The sequence below is a fragment of the Streptomyces canus 299MFChir4.1 genome (assembly GCF_000383615.1).
Lineage (GTDB): Bacteria > Actinomycetota > Actinomycetes > Streptomycetales > Streptomycetaceae > Streptomyces > Streptomyces canus_C.
Window position 1 is genome coordinate 17,955 of record NZ_KB911625.1, and the last position, 22,013, is coordinate 39,967.

General features: G+C 67.4%; 13 protein-coding genes and 1 pseudogene. 11 read left to right on the forward strand and 3 right to left on the reverse strand.

The features are described from left to right. Positions 1–946 precede the first annotated feature (946 nt). From H293_RS57900 to H293_RS51395, 6 genes and pseudogenes are all read left to right on the forward strand, one after another. Entirely contained in the window at positions 947–1,828 is an 882-nt protein-coding gene (locus H293_RS57900; protein ID WP_158694527.1) for a hypothetical protein, read from the forward strand. Between the two features lie 323 nt (positions 1,829–2,151). Continuing rightward, positions 2,152–2,663, forward strand: a pseudogene (locus tag H293_RS56035) (helix-turn-helix domain-containing protein); the annotation flags it as partial. Positions 2,664–2,957: 294 nt separating this feature from the next. Next, a complete protein-coding gene (locus H293_RS57905; RefSeq protein WP_033416404.1) occupies positions 2,958–4,139 on the forward strand; it encodes a cytochrome P450 in 1,182 nt (393 codons plus the stop codon). Positions 4,140–4,598: 459 nt separating this feature from the next. After that, positions 4,599–5,603 carry a dipeptidase gene (locus tag H293_RS0142975; RefSeq protein WP_020123952.1) on the forward strand — a complete coding sequence of 335 codons (1,005 nt, stop codon included), beginning with the start codon at positions 4,599–4,601 and terminating at the stop codon, positions 5,601–5,603. Between the two features lie 461 nt (positions 5,604–6,064). After that, a complete protein-coding gene (locus tag H293_RS0142980; protein ID WP_158694528.1) occupies positions 6,065–7,570 on the forward strand; it encodes an amidohydrolase family protein in 1,506 nt (501 codons plus the stop codon). Positions 7,571–7,992: 422 nt separating this feature from the next. After that, complete coding sequence (locus H293_RS51395; RefSeq protein WP_020123954.1) at positions 7,993–9,387, forward strand: serine hydrolase domain-containing protein; 1,395 nt, start codon at positions 7,993–7,995, stop codon at positions 9,385–9,387. A 521-nt stretch (positions 9,388–9,908) separates the two neighbouring features. Here H293_RS51395 and H293_RS51400 read toward each other — a convergent pair. Together H293_RS51400 and H293_RS0142995 are read right to left on the reverse strand one after the other, a co-directional pair. Continuing rightward, complete coding sequence (locus H293_RS51400) at positions 9,909–11,117, reverse strand: PucR family transcriptional regulator (protein WP_051138246.1); 1,209 nt, start codon at positions 11,115–11,117, stop codon at positions 9,909–9,911. Between the two features lie 366 nt (positions 11,118–11,483). After that, the gene (locus H293_RS0142995) at positions 11,484–11,828 is read right to left on the reverse strand and encodes a RidA family protein (protein WP_020123956.1); all 345 of its coding nucleotides are present in this window, start codon (positions 11,826–11,828) and stop codon (positions 11,484–11,486) included. 348 nt (positions 11,829–12,176) lie between these two features. On the opposite strand from H293_RS0142995, the gene H293_RS0143000 reads away from it, so the two are divergent. The 5 genes from H293_RS0143000 to H293_RS0143020 all read left to right on the forward strand — a co-directional run bounded on the left by H293_RS0143000 (position 12,177) and on the right by H293_RS0143020 (position 20,485). Continuing rightward, positions 12,177–15,527, forward strand: coding sequence for a serine hydrolase (locus H293_RS0143000; protein WP_020123957.1), 3,351 nt, complete (start codon positions 12,177–12,179; stop codon positions 15,525–15,527). A 77-nt stretch (positions 15,528–15,604) separates the two neighbouring features. Then, the gene (locus tag H293_RS0143005) at positions 15,605–16,735 is read left to right on the forward strand and encodes a M20 family metallopeptidase (protein WP_051138248.1); all 1,131 of its coding nucleotides are present in this window, start codon (positions 15,605–15,607) and stop codon (positions 16,733–16,735) included. Beyond that, positions 16,732–17,640: a hypothetical protein gene (locus H293_RS0143010; RefSeq protein WP_020123959.1), complete on the forward strand. Its 909-nt coding sequence runs from the start codon at positions 16,732–16,734 to the stop codon at positions 17,638–17,640. Before H293_RS0143005 ends, H293_RS0143010 begins: the two co-directional genes overlap by 4 nt. Further along, the gene (gene menC / locus H293_RS0143015; protein ID WP_020123960.1) at positions 17,637–18,743 is read left to right on the forward strand and encodes an o-succinylbenzoate synthase; all 1,107 of its coding nucleotides are present in this window, start codon (positions 17,637–17,639) and stop codon (positions 18,741–18,743) included. Before H293_RS0143010 ends, menC begins: the two co-directional genes overlap by 4 nt. 95 nt (positions 18,744–18,838) lie before the next feature. Then, positions 18,839–20,485 carry a PucR family transcriptional regulator gene (locus tag H293_RS0143020; RefSeq protein ID WP_020123961.1) on the forward strand — a complete coding sequence of 549 codons (1,647 nt, stop codon included), beginning with the start codon at positions 18,839–18,841 and terminating at the stop codon, positions 20,483–20,485. Between the two features lie 341 nt (positions 20,486–20,826). Here the strand turns inward: H293_RS0143020 and H293_RS0143030 are convergent, their stop codons facing one another. Next, complete coding sequence (locus tag H293_RS0143030; RefSeq protein ID WP_028808708.1) at positions 20,827–21,954, reverse strand: NAD(P)/FAD-dependent oxidoreductase; 1,128 nt, start codon at positions 21,952–21,954, stop codon at positions 20,827–20,829. Positions 21,955–22,013: the final 59 nt, after the last annotated feature.

Consider the following 22,013-nt stretch of genomic DNA (forward strand, 5'->3'; position numbering starts at 1 on the left):
CGGTACACACCCGCCCAGGCCGCAGGCTTCTCCACGAGCGCATGTCATTGATGCTCCACTGCGCGCCCGCAGGACTTCGGCCTTAACTCCCGCCTCCGCGAAGGCCATGCTTCGTGCCGTAGGCACTGAGCCTTTTCAGCGTGATCACCGATCGGGGTACGGCGTAGGCGTCCGCAACACACGAGGCTCCCGTGCCGTTGAGGGAGGTGTTCGACGTTTCAACTCATCGGCACAGAAGCCTGGTTGGTTCACTATCCTGCCGCATTGACCTGCCTCATGCGCCGGCCGGGTGGTCACCATGCTGATCGTCACCCGCGAGAGTGACCGCCACTGCAAGCTCCCCGCCGCACCAGCGTGCGTTGGTCCGCCACCCGGGCGGTCAACCGCTCGTTGGCCACCGCGAGTTCGGCCGCCTGGGCTTCCGCGGCCTCGGCCCGCGCCTCAGCGGCCACCACCTGCCGCTGGAGCAGAACGTTCGGTATTGACGATGAGCGGTGCGTGAGGCAGAATTCTTGTGAGGGTGAACGTTCTGTACCTCTGACGCACTCCTCTGCGGGCTGGCCGAAGCGGGATTGCGGCCCATACTCCACGGGTCTGGATCGGCGTGCTCCCCCGCCGCCGACCAGGCCCGTGGTCCGGGCCGAAACGTGACTTCTCGCATCTGATGGGTACTTGGCCGACGGCGTCCGTGTGTCATGACAGAGGCCAACTCCAAGCAGTAGTACGGCACGACGAAGCGCGGGGCGGGTGGCAAGGGCTGTGGTCGGTTGTGAACTCGCAACACTCAAGGAATGCCGGACATACGCCTGCGTAGATCTGACACGATTCCGGCGTCACTGCAGGCGGCGTCGACTTGGGATGCCATGTTGACAACCTCCACACGAGGACCGCTGTGCGCTACGACTGTGCCGTCTGCCTGAATCCCTTGTCGCCCGACAGCGCCGGCATGATCAAGATCGCCGGAGTGATCAAGGACGGCTCTGATCACTGGGTGTGGGGTCCGTATCCTGTTCACGACGTCCCGTGCAGAGAACAGCTTGCACATCCCGCCGCCGGCGATCTGCTCACTTCTCCGGAACATACGCAAACCAGTGTCCGATGCGATCCCAGTGATCCGGCCGTCAATGCACTACTGAGGCACTGGAAAGACCCGTCGGCCCCCATGTCTGCCTCAAGAACACTGGGCGGCACTCAACTCAGGTACTGGCCCGCCGACCGCCCTTCAGAGCCGGAGGATGTTCGAGCGCACACGCCCTGGCCGGGCCTGGACGCAGTGATGCCACTTGCCCCGAGTCAACTTCTCTGCCTCGGCGTTCGCACCCAAAGCCCCGAGAGGCAGATGGGATACGACATCGCCGTACACAATGCCGCACAGGGCCTGCGCGTTGTGATGTTCGCACCTGACCTCCCTCCTCGTAACCCCGTGCCCGGCTTGACCGTGTACCGCGACTCGCGGCTTACTCCCGAGTCGATCAAGGAGCGGCTGCACGGCGGAATGGGCGACGGTGCCCGGCATCACCTGGTCGTCATCGACCGCCTGCAACTCCTGAGCACGAGCGAAGATGTCGGCACGTTGAGCAGCCATGAGCAAGTGGGCGATGTCTGCACGAAGTTGAAGGAGATGGCTGCTTCGGATTCGCTGGGCTGTCCGCCCTTCCTCCTCATGGCACACACGGAAGATGTGCACCGCCGCGGCGCTCCGATGCATCTCAGTGAGATGAAGATCGCCATCAAGCTGGAGAACTACGTGGATTCGCTTGTACTACTGAACCGCACACATCCTGACGTCACCAGTTTCATCACAAAGGACCGGTCGGGCTCCGTCTGAGGCTCCCGATGCAGATCGGGATCTTGGGGCGCGCCGGTCGGCACTGGTGAAGAGCCGCCCGCACATCGACCCCGTCGAGACACGGCACAAGAAAGCCGGGACTCGTGCCCAGCTCAGCGCCACGCCCGACGATGGACGCTTCCCCTTGCCCACCGTCGGGCGATCAACCCGCTTCTGCTTGGGCCGGCAAGAGCGCACCGATGTTCACAGACCTTCTTCGAGCTGGCCCCCGATCAGGTGACGGCCTACGAACGCGACGAGCGAGGCCCCCGAGCTGTTGATCGAGATGTCTGACGTCTCAACCACCATGCGTGGGGGCCTCGTTGGCAATCCATCCTGCCGGCCTCGACCTGCCCCATGCGCTCGTGAAGTGGGTGACCATGCTCATCATCACCCTTGAGGGCGACCCGGCGCTGCAAGCTCCGCCCGTCGCAACGCGCGATGGTGGCACTGGTGTACCTGCGCGAGCACACCACCCTGGCGTAGATCGCTGCCGGGTTCGGGATCAGTGAGTCCACCGCCTACGCCTATACCAGCGCGGTCATCCAACTGCTCGCCGTACATGCACCGGGTTTGCTGAAGGTCCTGCGCGAGGCGATGCGTACTTCGTCCCGCTGGACGGCACGCTCACCGAGTGCGACCACGTCGGCGACGGACGGGCCGGCTGCTGTGGCTCTCACCCGCGCTGCCGGACCGAACTCACGACCTGACCGCTGCCCGCGCCCACCGGATCATCCGCATCTGCGAGCGCCAAGGTGTCCCCGTCCTGGCCGATGTCGCCAACCAGGGCGGCGGCCCCAGGGTGACCACGGGCATCAAACGCAGCCCCCTGCAGTAACGCAACCTCACCGAGAAGACCGTCAACCGGGCCCTGGCCGCGGCACGGGCCCAAACCGCATGACGTCAATCGCCAAAGCCGTCGAACCTACGAGGCAGAACGTTCGGTCTTGACGCGGTGAAGTTACCGGATTAGGCTAACCATGCGCCGTGAATGATTTGTGCACAGGCGGGCCTGAATTCAATCGTCGCATGACGAAAGTTCCTGCTGCCTGGGAACAGGGGACAAACCGCAAAGGTGCTCTGCAAGCCTTACGTCCGGTATGGAAGCGAAAAATTACCAAGGGGCACGGTGGACAAGACCGTCGAACGCAGTGGCTTCTGTCCTTCTTGGGGACCGCTACCAGACTTTCTGAATCCGCCACCCCTGCCCGACGATGTCAAAATGCAATGGGCAAAGGCCCCCAGCGGCGTGGGCATGTGGGTGGTCAGCGATTATCACCTCGCGCGCCAGATACTCTCCGACAAGCGTTTCAGTAGATCCCTGGCAGCTGGTCCAAACGGTGCCAAAATGGGCATCACCGATCCCTCCCCGGAATCCATCATCAGTATGGACGGCCAGGAACATGCGGAACTTCGCAGACTCGTCGCCGGAACGTTCACACACGCACGGATCGCAGAACTGCAGCCTTTCGTCGAAACCCTCGTCACAGAGCTGTTGGACGACGTGGCGAGTCGAGGTCCGCAGGGCGACCTCGTATCCGGACTGGCCGTACCCCTCCCCATACACGTCATATGCCATGTCATGGGAATACCATTAGAAGACAGAGATTATTTCGCGGGACATGTCGCGGTCTTGTTCGACCTGACCGGCGCGCCGGGTGACGGCGAAGACCGGACCTTGAGCCTGATCCGCTACATGATGGGCCTGATCGCCCGGAAGAGGCGAGAAAAGAAGCGCGGCACAGATCTGATCAGCGTACTGATTGAGGCATGCGACAACGATGGAAAACTGACCAACCGGGCCATGGTGACACTCTGTCTCGCCATCCTCATGGCAGGCTATGAAACCACCGTGGACCAGATTTCACTGACCATCCTTGATCTACTGAGCCAACCTGAGAAGACTGACGCGCTACGGAACAAGCCGTCGCTCATTCCGGACTTCGTCGAAGACGCGTTGCGCACCAATCCCGCGGTCACCACGACTTTCGCGCGAATGGCGACAGAATCCGTTGAAATGGCCGGAATGACCATCGAGCCGGGAGAAGCAGTCATCGTGGACGTCTTGGGCGCAAATTATGGTCTTCCCGAGGTCGAAACACAAAAGTCATTCCGGCCCATGCATCTCACCTTCGGGCACGGGGTGCATCGCTGCTTGGGATCGCACCTCGCAAAGATCCAACTGACCGAAGCGGTTCGAGGGGTGCTCACCCGTTTGCCGGCTGTTTCTCTGGCCGAAGACATACACGCCCTGGGCTGGAAGACCGGTCATGCGACCCGCGGCCTCAATCGTCTCCTGGTCTCGTGGTGACCACTATGCGACACATGGCCCCAAAGAACTGATCCGACGGCTCGGAGCCAGGAAGTACATTCGGCGGACCGCATCAGGACCCGCGGCAGATCCGAGCCCAGGGCAGTGTGCGGACAGCGCCCCCACGACGCGCGCCCGTCGGGAAGCCGAGGCTGAACAAGATGACTGACGCGGCCAGTGGAACAGAGCGCCTCGATCGTCCGAGCCCCGGTGCTCGGACGGCCGCAGCGACAGGGAAGAGCGGGGACGCCCGCGGTGTTCGGCTTCAACTCGTTGCGAGACTTGCCCGCCGCCTCCGAGGGGGCTGTGTTCCACGCAGCCGGCAGGGCCTCGCGCCTCGTGGCCCATCACGACACTTGTCGATCGGCTGTCCTCAGCTGTACGACAGCTGACGCTCGCCCGCCGTCCCGCGTAGTCCTAGCATTCGGCCGAGACCCGCCTATCGGTTCTGGGAGATCCATGAAACAGGAGCACACGACGACGCAGCTCGCCTTCGCGGCCGAGTACGCCCAGGCGCTGGTGTGGGAGCAGCATTGCTGCCTTCCGCTCGACCCTGACACCCGCGTCGACGAGCTGTGGCGTTACGCCGAAGCCGGCGCCTCATTCGTCTCGGTGAACGTGGGCTACGCGCCCCACGAGATCGCCGACACGATCAAGGTGCTGTCCGCGTTCCGCCGTCACGTGCTCACGAACCCTGACCGTTACGTCATGGCGAACTCGGCCGATGACGTACGTCAGGCCAAAGCCACCGGCCGTCTCGCGGTTGCGTTCGATCTTGAGGACACGCGTCCGCTGGGGGGGCGCATCGACACCGTACAGACCTACTACGACCTCGGTGTCCGGACCATGCTGCTGACCTACAACCAGCAGAACGCGGCTGGTTCGGGCTGTCACGACGACTCTGACGGCGGCCTGACCGACTTCGGCAGAGACGTGGTGGCGGAGATGAACCGCGTGGGCATGGTGGTCGACGCGACCCACTGTTCCTACCGCACATCGATGGACATCTTCGCCGCATCCACGGAGCCGGTGGTGCTGTCCCACTCGGCGACGCGCGCGATCCATGACCATCAGCGCAACGTGTGGGACGACCAGATTCAGGCGTGCGCTGAGACCGGGGGCGTTATCGGCATCAACGGCGTCGGAATCTTCCTGGGCGACAACGACACCAGCACCGAAGCGCTCGTCCGCCACATTGACCACGCCGTCGATCTGGTGGGTTGGGAGCATGTCGGGCTCGGCCTCGACTTCTGTTTCGAGGCCGAAGATCTCAACGCTGAGCTGGCCCAGAACCCCGACCTCTTCCCGCCGAGTTACGGGGCGTGGGATCGCATTGACTTCATCGAGCCGGAACGGTTGCCCGCGATCGCGGCGGCATTGGCAAGTCGTTCCTATCCAGCCGAGGCCATCCGGGGAATCCTCGGAGAGAATTTCCTCCGCGTAGCACAGAACGTGTGGCGCTGATCGCGTCCGACGCGTAGAGAAGGTGGGTTCCGTGATGGGCTCGGTGAGCGACTTGCCGGCGGAGCACCGCGGGTGGCATCGGTCTTGGACATCCTGCCTGCGGGGAGAGCAAGCCGGTATGGGGTGCGCCGTGCGGCTCGTCGACCTACTCGGCCCGGATGCCGCTCAGGCTGGCGGCGCTCTGGCACTCGCTCATGCCGGGCAACGCGTGAGGGCATCGTTGCCCTCTCTGCGTACCGGGCACCGGGTCACCGCAGCCCGCCGATTCTCGACGCGATGCGGCCGAGAGGCGGACGTGGGACAAGACCATTCAGTACCGTCGGCCTCCCGAAATGGCGAACCGGTTGCCGATCCGACCCTTGACGTGCGCCGTGATCGGCCAGCGAATACACGCGTGGCCGAAAGTCTCCATCCCCGCACAATGCAGTGACACGCCGATCCATTGCACGGACGTCTGATCGGTGAACTTCAACGACGTGCTGCGTCCCACCGGAACGGCGCGTGATCATGAAAGGGATACCATGTCACTTCTGTTGACCGGCGCGACTGTCATCGACGGCGTCTCCGACACGGGTATTGCTGGTCGGTCGATTCTGATAGAGAACGGCCGCATCGTGGCCATCGGCCGACCGGATGAGCTTTCGGTCCCGCCGGACACCGAAACGGTCGATTTCAGCGGAAAGTTCATCATCCCTGGATTGATGAATGCCAATGTGCATCTTCTCATCAACGCTCTCTTCGAGACACTCGTCAGGTACGAGGGGCGCTTCGAGGATCTGATCGCCGAAGCCGCTCAAGTCGCGCTCAAGGTCGGAATGACGACGGTGTTCGACACATGGGGCCCCCGGCGTGCTCTGATGTCGGTCCGCGACAGGATCGACCAGGGCGAGCTTGTGGGCAGCCGTATTCGCTGCGCCGGAAACATCATCGGATTCGACGGACCGTTCTCCGGAGACTTCGACTCAAGGATCCCAGGGATCGGCACCTCTCACTTCGTCGACCGCATCAACGCGACGTGGGTCGAAAACACCGGCCGGCACTTGATGTGGCTTACACCGGAAGCCGTTGGAGAGGAGGTCCGCAAGTACATCGAGCTGGGAATCGACTTCGTCAAGTACGCGTCGAACGAACATGGCGGTATCTCCGCCGGCGCCTTCATTCAGTTTTCGGAGCGAACGCAGCGCGCCATCGTCGAGGAAGCCCATCGCGCTGGGCTGACCGTACAATCGCACACTTCTTCGGTCGAGGGCCTGCGAATGTCGATCGAGGCGGGTTGCGACCTCGTACAGCATTGCAACATGACGGGACCTGTCGAGATCCCGCGCGAAACCCTCGAAATGCTGGCGCAGGGAGATTGCGGCGCCGTCGTCTTCCCCCTGACCGATCACGGTCTGTCCCACCTCAAAGAATCCATCTCGGACCATGAATGGACGATGTGGAAGGCATCGGACGCCAACGCCCGCAATCTCATCGACGCCGGCGCGATGATACTCCTCGCCAATGACGGAGGAATCTTCGCTCCGGAAGTCATGCAGGAGCCGCTGATCAAGGGCACCTGGAACGGACTGCCCGAGGAAGAAGCCCTGGGCCGGCTGGCGACAGGTCACTTCGTCTGGCTGCGAGCCATGGAAGAAAAGGGGATGTCGCCCATCGACCTGCTGCGTGCGGCGACCCGCAACATCGCCAAGGCCTACAAGGTCGACGACGATCTTGGAACACTCGAAGTCGGCAAGATCGCCGACATGGTCGTCCTCGACGAGGATCCATTGCAGGGCGCCAAGAACTACCAGAGCATCCACACCGTCATCAAGGATGGGGAACTGGTAAACCGCGACGCGCTTCCGGAGCGGCCGATACTGACCGCGGAACTTCCTGCTCCCGTCGAGGAGCAGGCCCGCTACAAGAGGTCTCTTCACCACGGTGAGCGCCTGCCGGGTTGCCCCACCTGCGTGAGCGGAACACACTGACGGCCGGAAGCGAGGCTGCACAGAACGCCGCGACCCACCGTCGGCCAGGTGGGTGGTGACCGGAGGGTCCAGTGCAGCAACGCTGCGGCCATGCAGGTTACGAAGTGAAGCAGACTGTCGGGGCGTGCCGCCGCGCCTCGACGATGCCGACCGCCGGCAGCTGAGCATGAGCGGCGTTCCCGCTCATGGTCAGGAGCGGACGCCTGCATTTCCTCCTCTTTCGACAGCGGTTCTTACGGGGCGCCGTAGCCTTGGAGTCCTTCCTCGGCTGCTGGGTCTGCGCCCGCGATCGCAGACGAGAAAAGCCGCGGGAAACAGTCGCCATCCCTCAAAAGCCCGCACGACATCTGTCGACGCAGGCGCCGGGCAAGGGTGACTGGTGTCGCGTGTGCCCGATAGCCGGCGCACCTATCTTGGTGGGAATGATGACATCGAAGGAGCTCACCCGTCGGCTCTCGGAGCTGGTCGAAAAATTCAGCGTGGTGGGCGCGTCAGCAGCCCTGTGGCACGACGGCACGCTTGTCAGGGCCGAGGCCGGGACAGTGAACGTGGCAACCGGCGCACCCGTGCTGCCCGACTCGCTGTTCGCCGCCGGGTCCGTCACCAAGGTGTTCACCGCTTCTCTGGCGATGACTCTCGTGGACGAGGGTCTGCTCGACCTCGAAGCACCCGTGCGGGCCTACCTGCCCGACTTCACGCTTGCGAATCCCGAGCGGTCAGCGGCGATCACCGTACGCATGCTGCTGAACCACTCGTCGGGTCTGCCCGGCGACTACATGCCAGACCTGACTCCAGGCGATGACGTGCTCGAACGGTTGATGCGAGAACTCACCACCTTGCGGGTCACAGGAAACCCCGGCGAGCGGTGGTCCTACAGCAACATGGGCATGAGCACTCTCGGACGGATCATCGAAGTCATCACCGGCGAGAGCTACCACACCGCACTCAGCTCGCGCATCCTCCAGCCCCTCGGCCTCAACGCGACCGCCGACGCCGAAGAGCTCCTTTTGCGATCAACCGCCGTGGGACACACCGTCGACCCCGCCACCGGGACCGCGTCACGGGTCCGTCGTCTGCGGGCCTGGCCCGAGAACGGCCCGGCCGGGTCCCGCTTGTGGCTCGACGTCGAAGCCCTGATCGAGCTCGGGCGGATGCACATCGACGGTACGGCTCCCGACGGACGCCGCATCCTGTCCCCCGAGGCACTTCAGCAGATGCGTGAGCCCCAGTTCGACGACTACTGGGGCTGCTTCCCCATGTATGTGAACTACGGACTCGGCTGGGCCATTGTCCGCGAGGGTGACGACCCGGTCCTGGCGCACGGCGGCGCCAACCTCGGCATGCACTCCACCCTGTATGTCCTCCCGAAGCAGAAGGCCGTCCTCGCGGTGCTCACGAACAGTACGACCGGCTTTCAGCTGTACACCGCGCTCTGCGAAAGTCTGCTCAAGGAGTGTTTCAACATCAGCAGTCCCGCTCCCTCGTACCCGCCGGAGCCCAGCGTCAACGTCGACTCCGAGCAGTTCACTGGGGTATATCAGTCACCCAACGGTGAGGTTTCCGTCGAATTGCACGACGGGCAACTGCACCTCCGGACAACACCTTCACCCCAATTGGCCGCTTGGGAAGAGCTCATGGGCGGCACATCAGGGGGCGGTGAGCCCCTGCCGCTCGTCTGCATCGACAGCGAGCGGCACCGGTTTTCCCTGGGCCTCGGCAGCCCAGGGGCGTTCAGGGCCGTGCAGTTCTACAACCCTGGCGCCGACGGACGCCCCACCCTGATCCGTGTGGGGACGCTCTACGAGCGGACATCTTGAGACAGCGAAGCCGAGGGGGATCGCAACAGCTTTGACGCGGCGCCGCGCCCGGTGTGGCGCTCAGTGATCACCGTCCAGCGTGCGCTTGGCGGACCGGACCGGCCGGTGGGCTGCCCGCGCAGGGCAAGGCCAGCTCAAGGAACCCGTACGTCGTCGTCCGTGGTCGTGTGCCGGTCGTGGTGTAGCCGATCATGGTCCGTCGCTTCCGCTTCGGAGCCGTCCGGTACGTGCCGCAGTCGGCCGCCGTGCGATCACCGCTGGTCCCGGCCCGGCGAGGCTCAACAGGGCCTCTGGCGAGGACAATTCGCGCCGCGACCCGGGAATTCCGCCAGCTTGATCGGCTGCACCACTCGGCGGTCACTCGGCGGGACGCCATCTCGCCCGTCCCGCCGGACAAGTACGCGAGGTGTCCGGCGAGAGTTTCTGGCCCTTCACCTTCCAGCCGGGCCGGGCCCCACGCCGAGCCGGTTCAAGTGCATCCAGTGCGGCGAAGGTGCCCGTGGCGACGTCTGGTTCTGGGTTCAGACGAGCCCCAGGAGCCGGGAGACCTTGATGCCCAGGTGGAGGAGGAGGCGGTGCTGCCCGTCTGAGAGGTCGAGGCCGGTGACGTCCTCGATGCGGCGGACGCGGTGGTACACGCTCGCACGGTGCAGTCCGAGCTCGGCGGCGGTCGACCGGGCGTCACCCGCTCTGTCCAGATACACCTCGGCAGTGGTGAAAAGATCACGGTCCGCCTCGAGCAGTTGCCGCGCCGAAGGGTGCACTCCATAGGTGCCGAGCTGGTCGAAGGGCTGGGCGGCGAGCAACGCATAGATGCCCAACGTCTCGTGTGCGACCAGCGGGGCGAACGAGGGAACGACCTCCGCCACACGCAAAGCGTCGAGCGCCTGCGTGTACGAAGTCACAGCATCGTCGAGCCGACGAGCTGCGCTGCCCGTGGCGACGTGCACATCACGCCATTTCGCACTCCGACCACCCAGCCGGTCCAGGGAAGTCGTCCGCAGGGCGTCCGGCGTCTCCGGCGAGCGTCGCAAGGTCGCGCTCGCGATGACCAGGACGGCGTGATCCGGCCTGACCAGGCGCAGGCTGCCTCGATCGCCGAGTCGGGTGGAGACCGTGTCCAGGGCAGCTTGGAGAGCTATCCGATCGTCCTCATCGACACCGTCGGCGCCGCCGGCAATCGGACGCGCCACAACGACGGTGACGTCGCCCCTCGGCGCGAACAAACCGCTCTCCACCAGCCTGGCCGAGGCAATGCCCCTCGCCTGTTCGTCGTCCGAGAAGAGGTCGCGCACCAGCTCGCCCTCCTGAGCGGTACGCAGTTGCGAGACGACGCGCTCACGAAAGCAGATGGCACCCGCGTCAACAGCCGCTGCGGACGCCAGAGCCAGCTGCTCGTCGGACAGGGACCCTTCTGCGTCGATCAGCCACAGGTAGCCGAAGCGCATGTTCTGGTACACGACGGGCACCACCACTCGCGGCAGGATGCCGAGCTCCTTGTCGGCCGGAAGGCGCACCGGTCCAGTCATGCGCCCAAGGCGCTGACGGCGCAACCACGCCAGGGCCTCGGGCGGAGCCTCGCGGCTGAGGATGACACGTGCGCGCCATTCGTCGCCCTCGCCGAAGTGTGCGCTGTAGGCCAGCAACCTGAAGTCCAGGTCGTCTACGGCGACCGCTCGTCCGAGGCGATGCGCGAGTGTCTCCACCACGCGCTGAAGCTCTTCGAGCACACGACTCACCATCCTGCCGCAGGCTTGTGCCATTCCGCCCACGACTCCGTCAGCGCTCCTCCAGTCGTACCACCTCGTGCGACATCAGTCACGTGGCAGGGCGCGCAGATGCGACATCCGATGCGAGCAGTGGCGGGAGGCCACCTGCGCTCTCCCAGGAGTTCGTGCAGTGTGCCGCAAAACGTCAGCGCTGTCACGGCCACGTCGATGACGCGGACATGCCTGCGCGCCGGCTACCGCATGAACTGGATCGCGCGGAAGCCGTCAACCACATGAATCGAAGGATCATGCAACCGAGCCGTGGGCCCCGCCCGGTGAGTTCGGTGCGAGCGGGGCCTGAAGCAGCGGAAGCCTCTCGGCGGGCAGTCAGCGGCGGCGGGCCCAAGCCTCGAGCTCGACCAGCGCGCCGAACGGCAGCTCGTGCACCGCCACGCACGTACGGGCCGGGGGCTCAGAACTGAACACCGCGTTGTACCGCTCGTTGAAGGCCGTGTAGTCGTCCATCGTGGTCAGGTAGATGTTCACCTTGACCACATCGGAGATCGTCAGCCCGGCTCCGTCCAGCACCGTCAGCAGATTGGCCAGGGCCTGGTCCGTTTGCTCGGCGGCACCACCGTCCACCAGGCGCCCATCGACCAGACCGATCTGCCCGGAGATCGCTACAAGGTCGCCGGCGTCCACGGTCGAGCGGAAGAGCGGAAAAGAGTCCATCGATTCGCCTCACTTGAGAAGGACAGTCGGTCGGGGCCCGCTCCGGCCCACTATCGGCCCTTCACGACCTGAAGTCGTCCGCCAGTTGTCCTGCGTTGACGGTCTCCATTTCGACGTCTGTCACACGGGCACGGTGCCGTTGCGTTCCGGTGCACGTGGGCAGGCGAGAACCTGACAGCGAAGGGCGATGTTCATCGGCCACGACGAACAATCCGTAAGCGTCTTGGCGCTGCCAACGAAGCGACACCCGCATCCTTGGCCTAATTTCCGGTTAACCGGTGCACCCTCCCGGAAGTAGAGACCGCGCACACCGCCGCATCCGTATCGTCCACGAGGAGACAGCCCGCCTTGACTCGACCACTGGGCATCGACGATCTCTACTCCCTCGCGCTGCCGGAGCAGCCGTCCCTGTCACCTGACGGCGCTCATGTGGTGTACGTACTGCGTACCGCCGACCGCGAACACGACCGGGACGTACGGGTGCTGTGGACGGTGCCGACCGACTCCGGCCCGGCTCGCCGACTCACCAGCGGCCCCGCGGACACAGCGCCGGCGTGGTCACCCGCCGGCGACCGGATCGCCTTTCTGCGCGGCGGCGACGGCCCCGCGCAGCTGTGGCTGCTGCCGACCGCCGGCGGCGAACCGGAACCGGTCACCGAGCTGCCGCTGGGAGCCGGCGCGCCGGTATGGAGCCCCGACGGGACCGCGATCGCGTTCACCGCTCCGGTGGACCGACGGCCGTCACCTCGGGCCGAGGCGACATCGCCACCACCGGTCGTAGTGGACCGCCTTGATCACAAAGTCGACGGTGACGGCCTCGCGGGCACCGTCCGCACCCATCTGCATGTCCTCGACCTCGCCGGCCAAAGGCTTCGGCAGGTCACCGACGGGGACTGGCACGCCGGGGCTCCGGCCTGGTCACCCGACGGTCGCAGCCTGGCCTTCTGCGCGGCCCGCGGACCTGCCGCCGCTCTGACGCTGCGCTCCGAGACGTACATCGTGGACCTGTCCCACCCCGGGGAAGCCGCGCAGCCACGACTCGTGGGTGTCAGTACGGGCAACGCCCAAGCCGTCACCTGGACCGCCGAAGGTGACGCCCTGCTGGTCGTCGGCCGCACCGACACCGAACTGGGACACGCCGGCCTGCTGCGCGTGCCCCTGGACGGCGGCCCCACGGTCGACCTGACGCATGGCCTCGACCGCAACGTGACACCGGGCGGCCCGGCCTACCCCGGCGCCCTGCCCCGGGCAACGGACGACGGCCGCACCATCCTCTTCTGCGTGCGTGACCGCGGCTGCAGCCACGTGTACACGGTCGACACAGCCGGCGGTGCGCCGCGGCCGCTCATCAGCGGCGCGGACCGGGTGGTCTCCGCACTGTCCGTCGCCAAGGACACCGCCGTCGTGGTCCTGGCGACACCCGACAGGTACGGCGAGATCGTGGCCGTCGAACGCGCCACCGGCCAAGAACGCTTCCTCACCCGGCACGGCGCGCTGCTCAAGGACGCGAAACCCTTCCCCGCGCAGGAACGGGACTTCAAGATCTCCGACGGAGGCACGGTCCACGGCTGGCTGCTGCGCGATCCCGAGCGGACCGGCCCCGCGCCGCTGCTGCTCGACATCCACGGCGGCCCGCACAACGCCTGGAACGGAGCGGCGGACCCTGTGCACCTCTACCACCAGGAGCTGATCGCCCGCGGCTGGGCCGTACTCCTGCTCAACCCGCGCGGCAGCGACGGCTACGGCGAGTCCTTCTTCACGGCCAACCTCGGCGCCTGGGGCACCGGCGACGCACGGGACTTCCTGGAACCGGTCGACATCCTGGTCGCCGAAGGCATCGCCGATCCCGAACGGCTCGCGGTGGCCGGATACAGCTACGGCGGCTACATGACCGGCTATCTCACCAGCCGCGACGATCGTTTCGCCGCAGCAGTGGCCGGCGCAATGATCAGCGATCTCACCAGCATGTGTGGCACCAGCGATGCGGGACACCGGCTGGCCACCACCGAACTGGGCGTCGCCCCCTGGCTCGACCGCGACAGGTACGCCGAGCTCTCCCCGTACTCCCGGGTGGAGAACGTACGCACGCCGACGCTCGTTTTGCACGGCACGGCCGACGAACGATGTCCCGTCGGCCAGGCCGAGCAGTGGTTCAACGCGCTGAAGATCCAAGGTGTGCCCACCCGCCTGGTGCTCTACCCCGGTGGCTCACACCTGTTCCTCCTCGATGGCCCTCCCTCGCACCGCACCGACCTGGCGCGGCGCATCGTGGACTGGGTCGACCACCACGCCAACGGGTCCGCACCGGCCTCCTCCGCGCCCTCAGCCGCGCGCCCCGTGGATGTTGCGCACTGGCAGCGGCGTCTCACCGAACTGGCCGAACGGCATCAGGTACCCGGCGCAGTCCTGGGCATCGCCCGCGGTGCGCACAGCGACGTGGCCGCGTACGGCGTGCTCAACAAGGCCACCGGGGTGACCACCACGCGGGACTCCCTCTTCCAGATCGGGTCCATCACGAAGGTGTGGACCGCGACCCTGGCCATGCAACTCGTCGACGCGGGCACCCTCGACCTGGACGCCCCGGTCGCCGACGTCCTGCCGGAACTGCGCCTCGCCGACCCGCAGGTGGCACAGCAGGTGACGATGCGGCATCTGCTGACCCACACCAGCGGCATCGACGGGGACGTGTTCACCGACACCGGACGCGGCGACGACTGCCTGGAACGCTTCGTCGGCCAGTTGGACGAGGCCGCGCAGAACCATCCGCTGGGGGCGACCTTCTCGTACTGCAACTCCGGGTTCGTGCTCGCCGGACGGGTCATCGAGAAGCTCACCGGCATGAGCTGGGACCATGCCCTGCGCGAGCTGCTGTGCACCCCGCTCGGCCTGGAGCACACCGTCACGCTGCCGGAGGAGGCGCTGCGCTTCCGCACCGCCATGGGGCATGACTCCGAAGGCGACGAACCGCCGCGTCCGGTCCCCGCCTGGAGTCTGCCCCGCTCCGCAGGACCCGCCGGCCTGATCACCGCCACGGCCGAGGACGTCCTCGCCTTCGCCCGTCTGCACCTGGCAGGCGGCACCGCGCCGGACGGAACGCGTCTGCTCTCGGAACACGCGGCGCGGGCCATGACCGAGCAGCAGGTCGATCTGCCGGACACGCTCACGCTCGGGGACTCCTGGGGTCTCGGCTGGATCCGCTTCGGCTGGGACGGCCACCGTCTGATCGGGCACGACGGGGCCACGCTCGGGCAGTCGGCGTTCCTGCGGGTGCTGCCCGAGCAGGACCTGGCCGTCACGCTCCTCACCAACGGTGGCGCGGCGAAGGACCTGTACCGGGACCTGTTCGGGGAGATCTTCGCCGACCTGGCCGGGGTGGCCCTGCCGGAGCCTCCGCGGCCACCGGCCGAACCGGTGTCGGTGGACGCCGGTCGATACGTCGGGCGGTACGAGCGGGCCGGAACGCGCGTCGACATCTTCGACGGCACGGACGGACTGCGGCTGCGGTACACGACGACCGGGCCGCTCGCCCACCTGGTGCCGGAACCGGTCCAGGAGACCGCGCTGGTGCCCGTCTCCGACAGCGAGTTCCTCGTGCAGTACGCCGGCAGTCCGTCCTGGATCCCGGTGACGTTCTACGCGTTGCCCAACGGCGACAGGTATGTGCACCACGGCATGCGCGCGACCCCGAAGGTGTCCTGACAATGAAGCAGCCATACGACCTTGACGGGCCCGGCGCTCCTGTGCCGGTGGCCCGGTTCCAGGCGTTGCTGGCCGACATGATCGACGACATCGGGCGGTTGGTGCGCACCGAGTCGCCGTCGGCGGACCTCGCCGCGGTGGCCCGCAGCGCCAAGGTCGTCGCCGCTCTAGGCGCCCGCCATCTCGGAGCACCGCCGGAGGTGATCGAACTCGACGGTCGCACCCACCTGCGCTGGCGGCTGGGGTCCGGGCCGCGGCGGGTGCTGCTGCTCGGGCACCATGACACCGTCTGGCCGCTCGGCTCACTCAACACCCACCCCTTCTCGGTGCGGGAGGGGGTGCTGCGCGGGCCTGGATGCTTCGACATGAAGACCGGACTGGTGATGGCGTTCCACGCGCTCGGTGCGCTCGGCACGGTCGAGGGGGTGACCCTGCTCGTCACCGGCGACGAGGAACTCGGTTCCCCCTCGTCACGCGAGTTGATCGAGCAAGAAGCCTCGTTGTGCGACGCCGCCCTGGTCCTCGAAGCAGCCGCCGAGGGCGGGGCGCTCAAGACCGCGCGCAAGGGCGTCTCGCTGTACGAAGTACGGATGGGAGGCAAGGCCGCGCACGCCGGCCTGGAACCGGACAAGGGGGTGAACGCCGCCGTCGAGGCCGCGCACCAGCTCGTCGCGGTCGCCGCTCTCAGCGACCACCGCCGCGGAACCACCGTCACCCCGACCGTGCTCGGTGCGGGTACGACCGCCAACACGGTGCCCGCGGCGGGCCGGTTCGCCGTCGACGTACGCGTACGGGACGTGACGGAACAGTCCCGGGTGGATGCCGCGCTGAAGGCGCTGCGTCCCGTCCTCGACGGCGCGACGGTGGAGGTGGCCGGCGGCCCCAACCGGCCCCCGCTGCAGCAGGAGGCCTCCGAGAGGCTCTACCGCACCGCCGAGAAGCTGGCCGGCCGCCTCGGACTCGCTCCCCTGACCGCGGCCGCGGTAGGCGGGGCGTCGGACGGAAACTTCACCGCCGGTGTCGGTACCCCCACCCTCGACGGCCTCGGAGCCGTCGGCGGCGGCGCGCACGCCGACCACGAGCATGTCCTGGTCGGCGAGCTGCCCTCCCGGACCGCCCTGCTCGCCGCCCTCATACATGAGGTGTGCGGGACGGGCTTGCGCACACTGCACGAGGGTTCGGCGACGGCCGAAGGCAACACGCGATGAGCGACACCCCCGCCTCCCTGGGGGGCGGATCGGCGGCGGCCGACGAGCGCATAGTCGCTGACGCGGAGGCAGCCGCGGAAGCGGCCGCACGCGTCTCAGGGTGCCGGATACGTCCGATCAGCGCCTCACCGGACCTGGAGGGAGCCTGCGCACTCTTCGAGACCATCTGGAAACCCGACGGCGAAAGCGCCCTGGCGACACCCGAGTTGCTCCGTGCGATGGACAAGGCGGGCAGCTATGTCGCGGCGGCCTTCGACACAACCCGGGACGGCGAACTGGTCGCCGCCTGCATCGGTTTCTTCGGGCCGCCGGCCGCCGGCTCCCTGCACAGTCACATCGCCGGTGTGTCGGCCCGAATGCGCGGACGCAGCGTCGGCTTCGCTCTCAAGGCGCACCAACGCTCATGGACGCTGCGGCACGGTGCGGCACAGGTTTCGTGGACGTTCGATCCGCTGGTGCGGCGCAACGCCTACTTCAACATCGGCAAGCTGGCCGCGCGGCCCGTGCGGTACCTGCAGGACTTCTACGGCCGTATGAACGACGGCATCAACGGCGAGGATGCCACCGACCGGCTCCTGGCGGAGTGGCACCTGGCAGCGCCCGACGTCGCCGCGGCCTGCCACGGCCGGCCACGGGACGCCGATGCCGGGGCGTGGCGCACCATCGAAGCCGCGCTGGACATCACGGCCGACGGCCGCCCTGTCACCGGCCGCGTCAGCGGCGCGCGTACCCGGGTCGCCGTACCGGCGGACATCGAACAGCTCCGCCGGAGCGACCCGGCCTGCGCCGCCGCGTGGCGATCCGCGCTTCGGGACGTACTCAGCGGCCTGCTCACGGACGGCTGGCAGGTCGCTGGGTTCGACCGTGCCGGCTGGTATCTCCTCGAAAGACAGGACACACAATGAAACTCACCGGCATCGAGATCCGGGAGATCAGGCTGCCTCTGGTGGCACCGTTCCGCACCTCCTTCGCCACCCTGACCGACCGCTCGGCGCTGCTGCTGCGTGCGGTGACCGCCGACAGCGAGGGGTGGGGCGAGTGTGTGGCGATGGCCGATCCGTTGTACTCCTCCGAGTACGTCGCCGCCTGCTCCGATGTCCTGCGCCGTTTCCTCATCCCGGCCCTCGGTCGTCGGGAGCGCCTGGACGGCGCGGCGGTCAGCACCGCGTTGGCACCGTTCCGTGGCCATCGGATGGCGAAGGCCGGCTTGGAGATGGCGGTCCTCGATGCCGAACTGCGGGCGCGGGGCGTGCCGTTGGCGCGTGAGCTGGGCGCTGTGCACGACCGGGTTCCGTGCGGGGTGTCGGTCGGCATCATGGAGTCGCTGCCGCAGCTCCTGGAAACGGTCGCCGGCTACCTCGACGAGGGCTATGTACGCATCAAGCTCAAGATCGAACCCGGGTGGGACATCGAGCCGGTCCGGGCCGTGCGGGAGAACTTCGGGGACGCCCTGCTGCTCCAGGTCGACGCCAACACCGCGTACACGCTTGCCGATACGCGGCATCTTGCCCGCCTCGATCCGTTCGACCTGCTCCTGATCGAACAGCCCTTGGAGGAGGAAGACCTTCTGGGGCACGCCCAGCTCGCCAAGGCCATCACCACGCCGGTGTGCCTGGACGAGTCGATCACCTCCGCCCGCTCCGCAGCGGCCGCCATCACCCTCGGCGCGTGCAGTGTCGTCAACATCAAGCCCGGCCGGGTGGGCGGTTATCTGGAGGCACGGCGCATCCATGACGTGTGCGCGGCACACGGAGTGCCCGTGTGGTGCGGCGGCATGCTGGAAACAGGCCTCGGCCGGGCGGCCAATGTGGCGCTCGCGGCCCTTCCCGGTTTTACGCTGCCGGGAGACACCTCGGGTTCCGACCGGTATTACCGAACCGACATCACCGCACCGTTCATTCTCGACGACGGGCATCTGCCGGTCCCCGGCGGTCCCGGGCTCGGTGTCACCCCCGATCCGGACATCCTGGATGAGGTCACGGTCGCGACTCACTGGGTGCCTTTGTAGGCCGCGCTTGTCGCATACAACGAGCAGAAGGCACAATTCTGGGTAATGACGACGAACGACGTGGTCTCACCCGTTCTCCCGCCACGGAGGGGGTGATGGCCGTGCGACCCCGCGCTGGGCTGTCGCGCGTCCTGGAGGATCTTGGCACCACGCTGCTCGATCTGGTCTGCGGTGATCCCAGGCGCGCGGACGCGATCGGCGGCGTGGTGATCCATGACCCGCTGGACGAGCCCCTACTGCCCCGGCAGGCGCTGGTCCTCGGTGTCAGCGTGCACGGGACGGCCGAGACCGCCCGGCTGCTCACGTCGCTGGGCGAGGCCGGTGCGGCGGCGCTGATCGTCCGCTCGCCCGCCCCCGAAGATCCCATGGTCCTCGAAGCCGCCGAACGCTCCGGCGTCGCCCTGCTAGCTCTCACCCGAGGAGCCTCCTGGGCACAGCTCGCCGTCCTGCTGCGCTCTCTGCTCGCGGAAGGTGACGTCGGGGAGGCAGGACCGCAGACCCTGGGCGGCACCCCGTCCGGGGACATGTTCGCCCTGGCCAACGCGGTGGCCGCGCTCCTGGATGCCCCCGTCACGATCGAGGACCGCAGCTCGCGTGTCCTGGCGTTCTCCGGCCGTCAGGACGAGGCCGACGACTCCCGGGTGGAAACCGTACTGGGACGGCAGGTGCCCGAACGTTTCACCCGCCTGTTGGAGGAACGCGGTGTCTTCCGCGACCTGTACCGCAGCGATCAGCCCGTCCTGGTCGCACCCCTGCAGACGGGCGGGTTTCACATCCCCCGCGTCGCGATCGCGGTACGCGCGGGAGACGAGGTCCTCGGCTCCATCTGGGCCGCTGTGGACTCCGAACTCAGCCCACAGCGCATGCGGGCACTGCACGACGCGGCCAAGCTGGTCGCGCTGCACATGCTGCGGCTGCGTGCCGGCGCCGACGTGGAGCGGCGCCTGCGCGCCGACCTGCTCTCCACGGCGCTGGAGGGCGGCCCCGGGACGTCGGAGGCGCTGAGCCGCCTCGGCCTCACCGATTACGCGGGCGTAGTCCTTGCGCTCGCCGTATCGGATCCGCCCGCAGCGGCCGGCTCGACCAGCCTGCACGCCCGGCACGCGGCCGAGCGCGAGCGCCTCACCGACGCCTTCGCGATGCACCTCTCCGCGATGCACCCGCGCGCCGCCACGGCGTTGATCGGTGAGGTGGCATACGGGATCCTTCCCGTCTCGCAGCATCAGACCGACGCGGAGCAGTCGGCGGCCCGAGTCGCGTCGGACTTCCTCACCCGGGTCGGCGACCGGATGTCGCCCCTGATCGGCGTGGGCACGGTGGCCCGGAACCGCGGTGAGCTGGCCCGGTCCCGAAGCGGCGCCGACCGGGCCCTGCGCGTACTGCGCGCAGGCGGTGGTCCACGGCGACTCGCTCACATCGCGGACGTGCACGTCGAGGCGCTCCTCCTCGATCTGGCCGACCTGGCCGCCGAACGCGGCGACCTGCTGACGGGACCGCTGGCCCGCCTGCTCGCCTACGACCAGCAGCACAACGCCAACCTGGTCGAGACGCTGCGGAGTTGGCTCAACAGTTTCGGCGATGTGCCCGCCGCCGCGAAGGCCATGTACGTGCACCAGAACACCTTCCGCTACCGGCTGCGCCGCGTGACCGAGGTCGCCGAGACCGATCTCGACGACCCTGAGAGCCGCTTCGCGCTGATGTTGCAGCTGCGTCTGCTCCGCCTGGGGGCCTCGGGGGGCTGACGTCTGGCGGCGCGGTGACCGGCTCCTGTTCACAGCCGCGCAGGCGGTCGTCGGTCAGGTCGCGGTGGTGGGCCCGCGCGGGGAACGCCGAGGAGGATCCCCGGGCTTTCGCGGGCGGCGACCGCCGCCACGCGCCGGAAGGCCGGGGGGTGCGGATCGCGTCCTTCACGCACTTCGGCCGCAGCACGCTCGCTGACGGTTCCGGCGGGGACGGTACCGGCGGCTGTCTCACCTGGGCCGGCGCGCCATGAGCCCCGCCGACGCGTCGTCCACCTCGCGCCCCGTCAGGCAGACACCGCCGCGTGGTGCGAGCGGCGGCCACACGCCGATGCGGGCAAGTCTCACGACATGGGGTCACGCTTCAGACGGTCGGGAGCGAGACCGGCCGCGGGGACCCCGTACGCGGCTGTCTCCGGGGACAGCGCTCCCTCGGCAACGATGTCAGCCGCCAGCCGGGCCAGCGCCGGCGCCATCTGGATGCCGTAACCGCCCTGCCCGGCAAGGAAGTAGAAGTCCTCGTGCGCGGACCACGCGCCCACCACAGGCTCGTGATCGTCGACGAAGTTGCGCAGACCCGCCCACGCGCGCTGCACACTGCGCAATCCGAGCGTGGTCGTCTCCTCGATCGCTTCGAGTGCTCGGGCGATCTCCAGTTCGTCCGGGCGCGGCCGGCCGGGGGACACATCCGTGGCGTCCGCGGGCGAGCCCAGCATCAGCCCCGCCTCCGGCTTGACGTACCACCGCTCGCACGCGTCCACGGCCAGCGGCAGTTCGGAGACGTCACCACCGTAGCGTGTCGGGCTGACGAACGCCGTGCGCCGCCTGGGCCGGATACCGACCGGGGGAATTCCGGCGCGGTCGGCGACCTGATCCACCCACGCGCCCGCGGCGTTGACCACCTTCGCGCACCGGATGACGTGCTCACCGGCCGTGACGTGCCAGCCCTGGCCGTCCCGCTTGATGTCGCGCACCTCCGCGTTGAACAGCACGGTGGCGCCACGCTGTCGCAGTGTCCTGAAGTAGCTCTGGTGCAGGCCGGCGACATCCAGATCCGCAGCCGAACGGTCGACGGCGGCGGATCGGACCCGCTCGGCCCGCAGCGGCGGATAGAGCACGTGCGCCTGTCCCGGGGTGAGCGTGTCCATGTGCGGTGAGGTTCGCGTCAGCTCGGTTACGGCGTTCTCGCTCAGCTCGTCGGTCGCGAGCCAGAGCAGGGGCCGCAGCTGCAACAGCGGTACGCCGTTCTCGGCGGCGATCGCCTCGTACAGCGGGCGGCTCGCTTCCGTGAGCGCGCGCACCCAAGCGCTGCCGTAGGAGGGCAGATACGCGGCAGCGGACCGGCCCGTGCTGTGCTCCTCCCCCGAGGCGGCCGATTCCACCACCACGACCGACAACCGCTCGGACAACTCCGCGGCTATCGACGCACCGGCCATCCCGGCACCGACAACCACAACATCACTGCTCAGCAAGAGATCTCCTTAGACAAGGGTCCCGCCCGGGCGGCTCAGCACACATCAGGGCAAGCAAA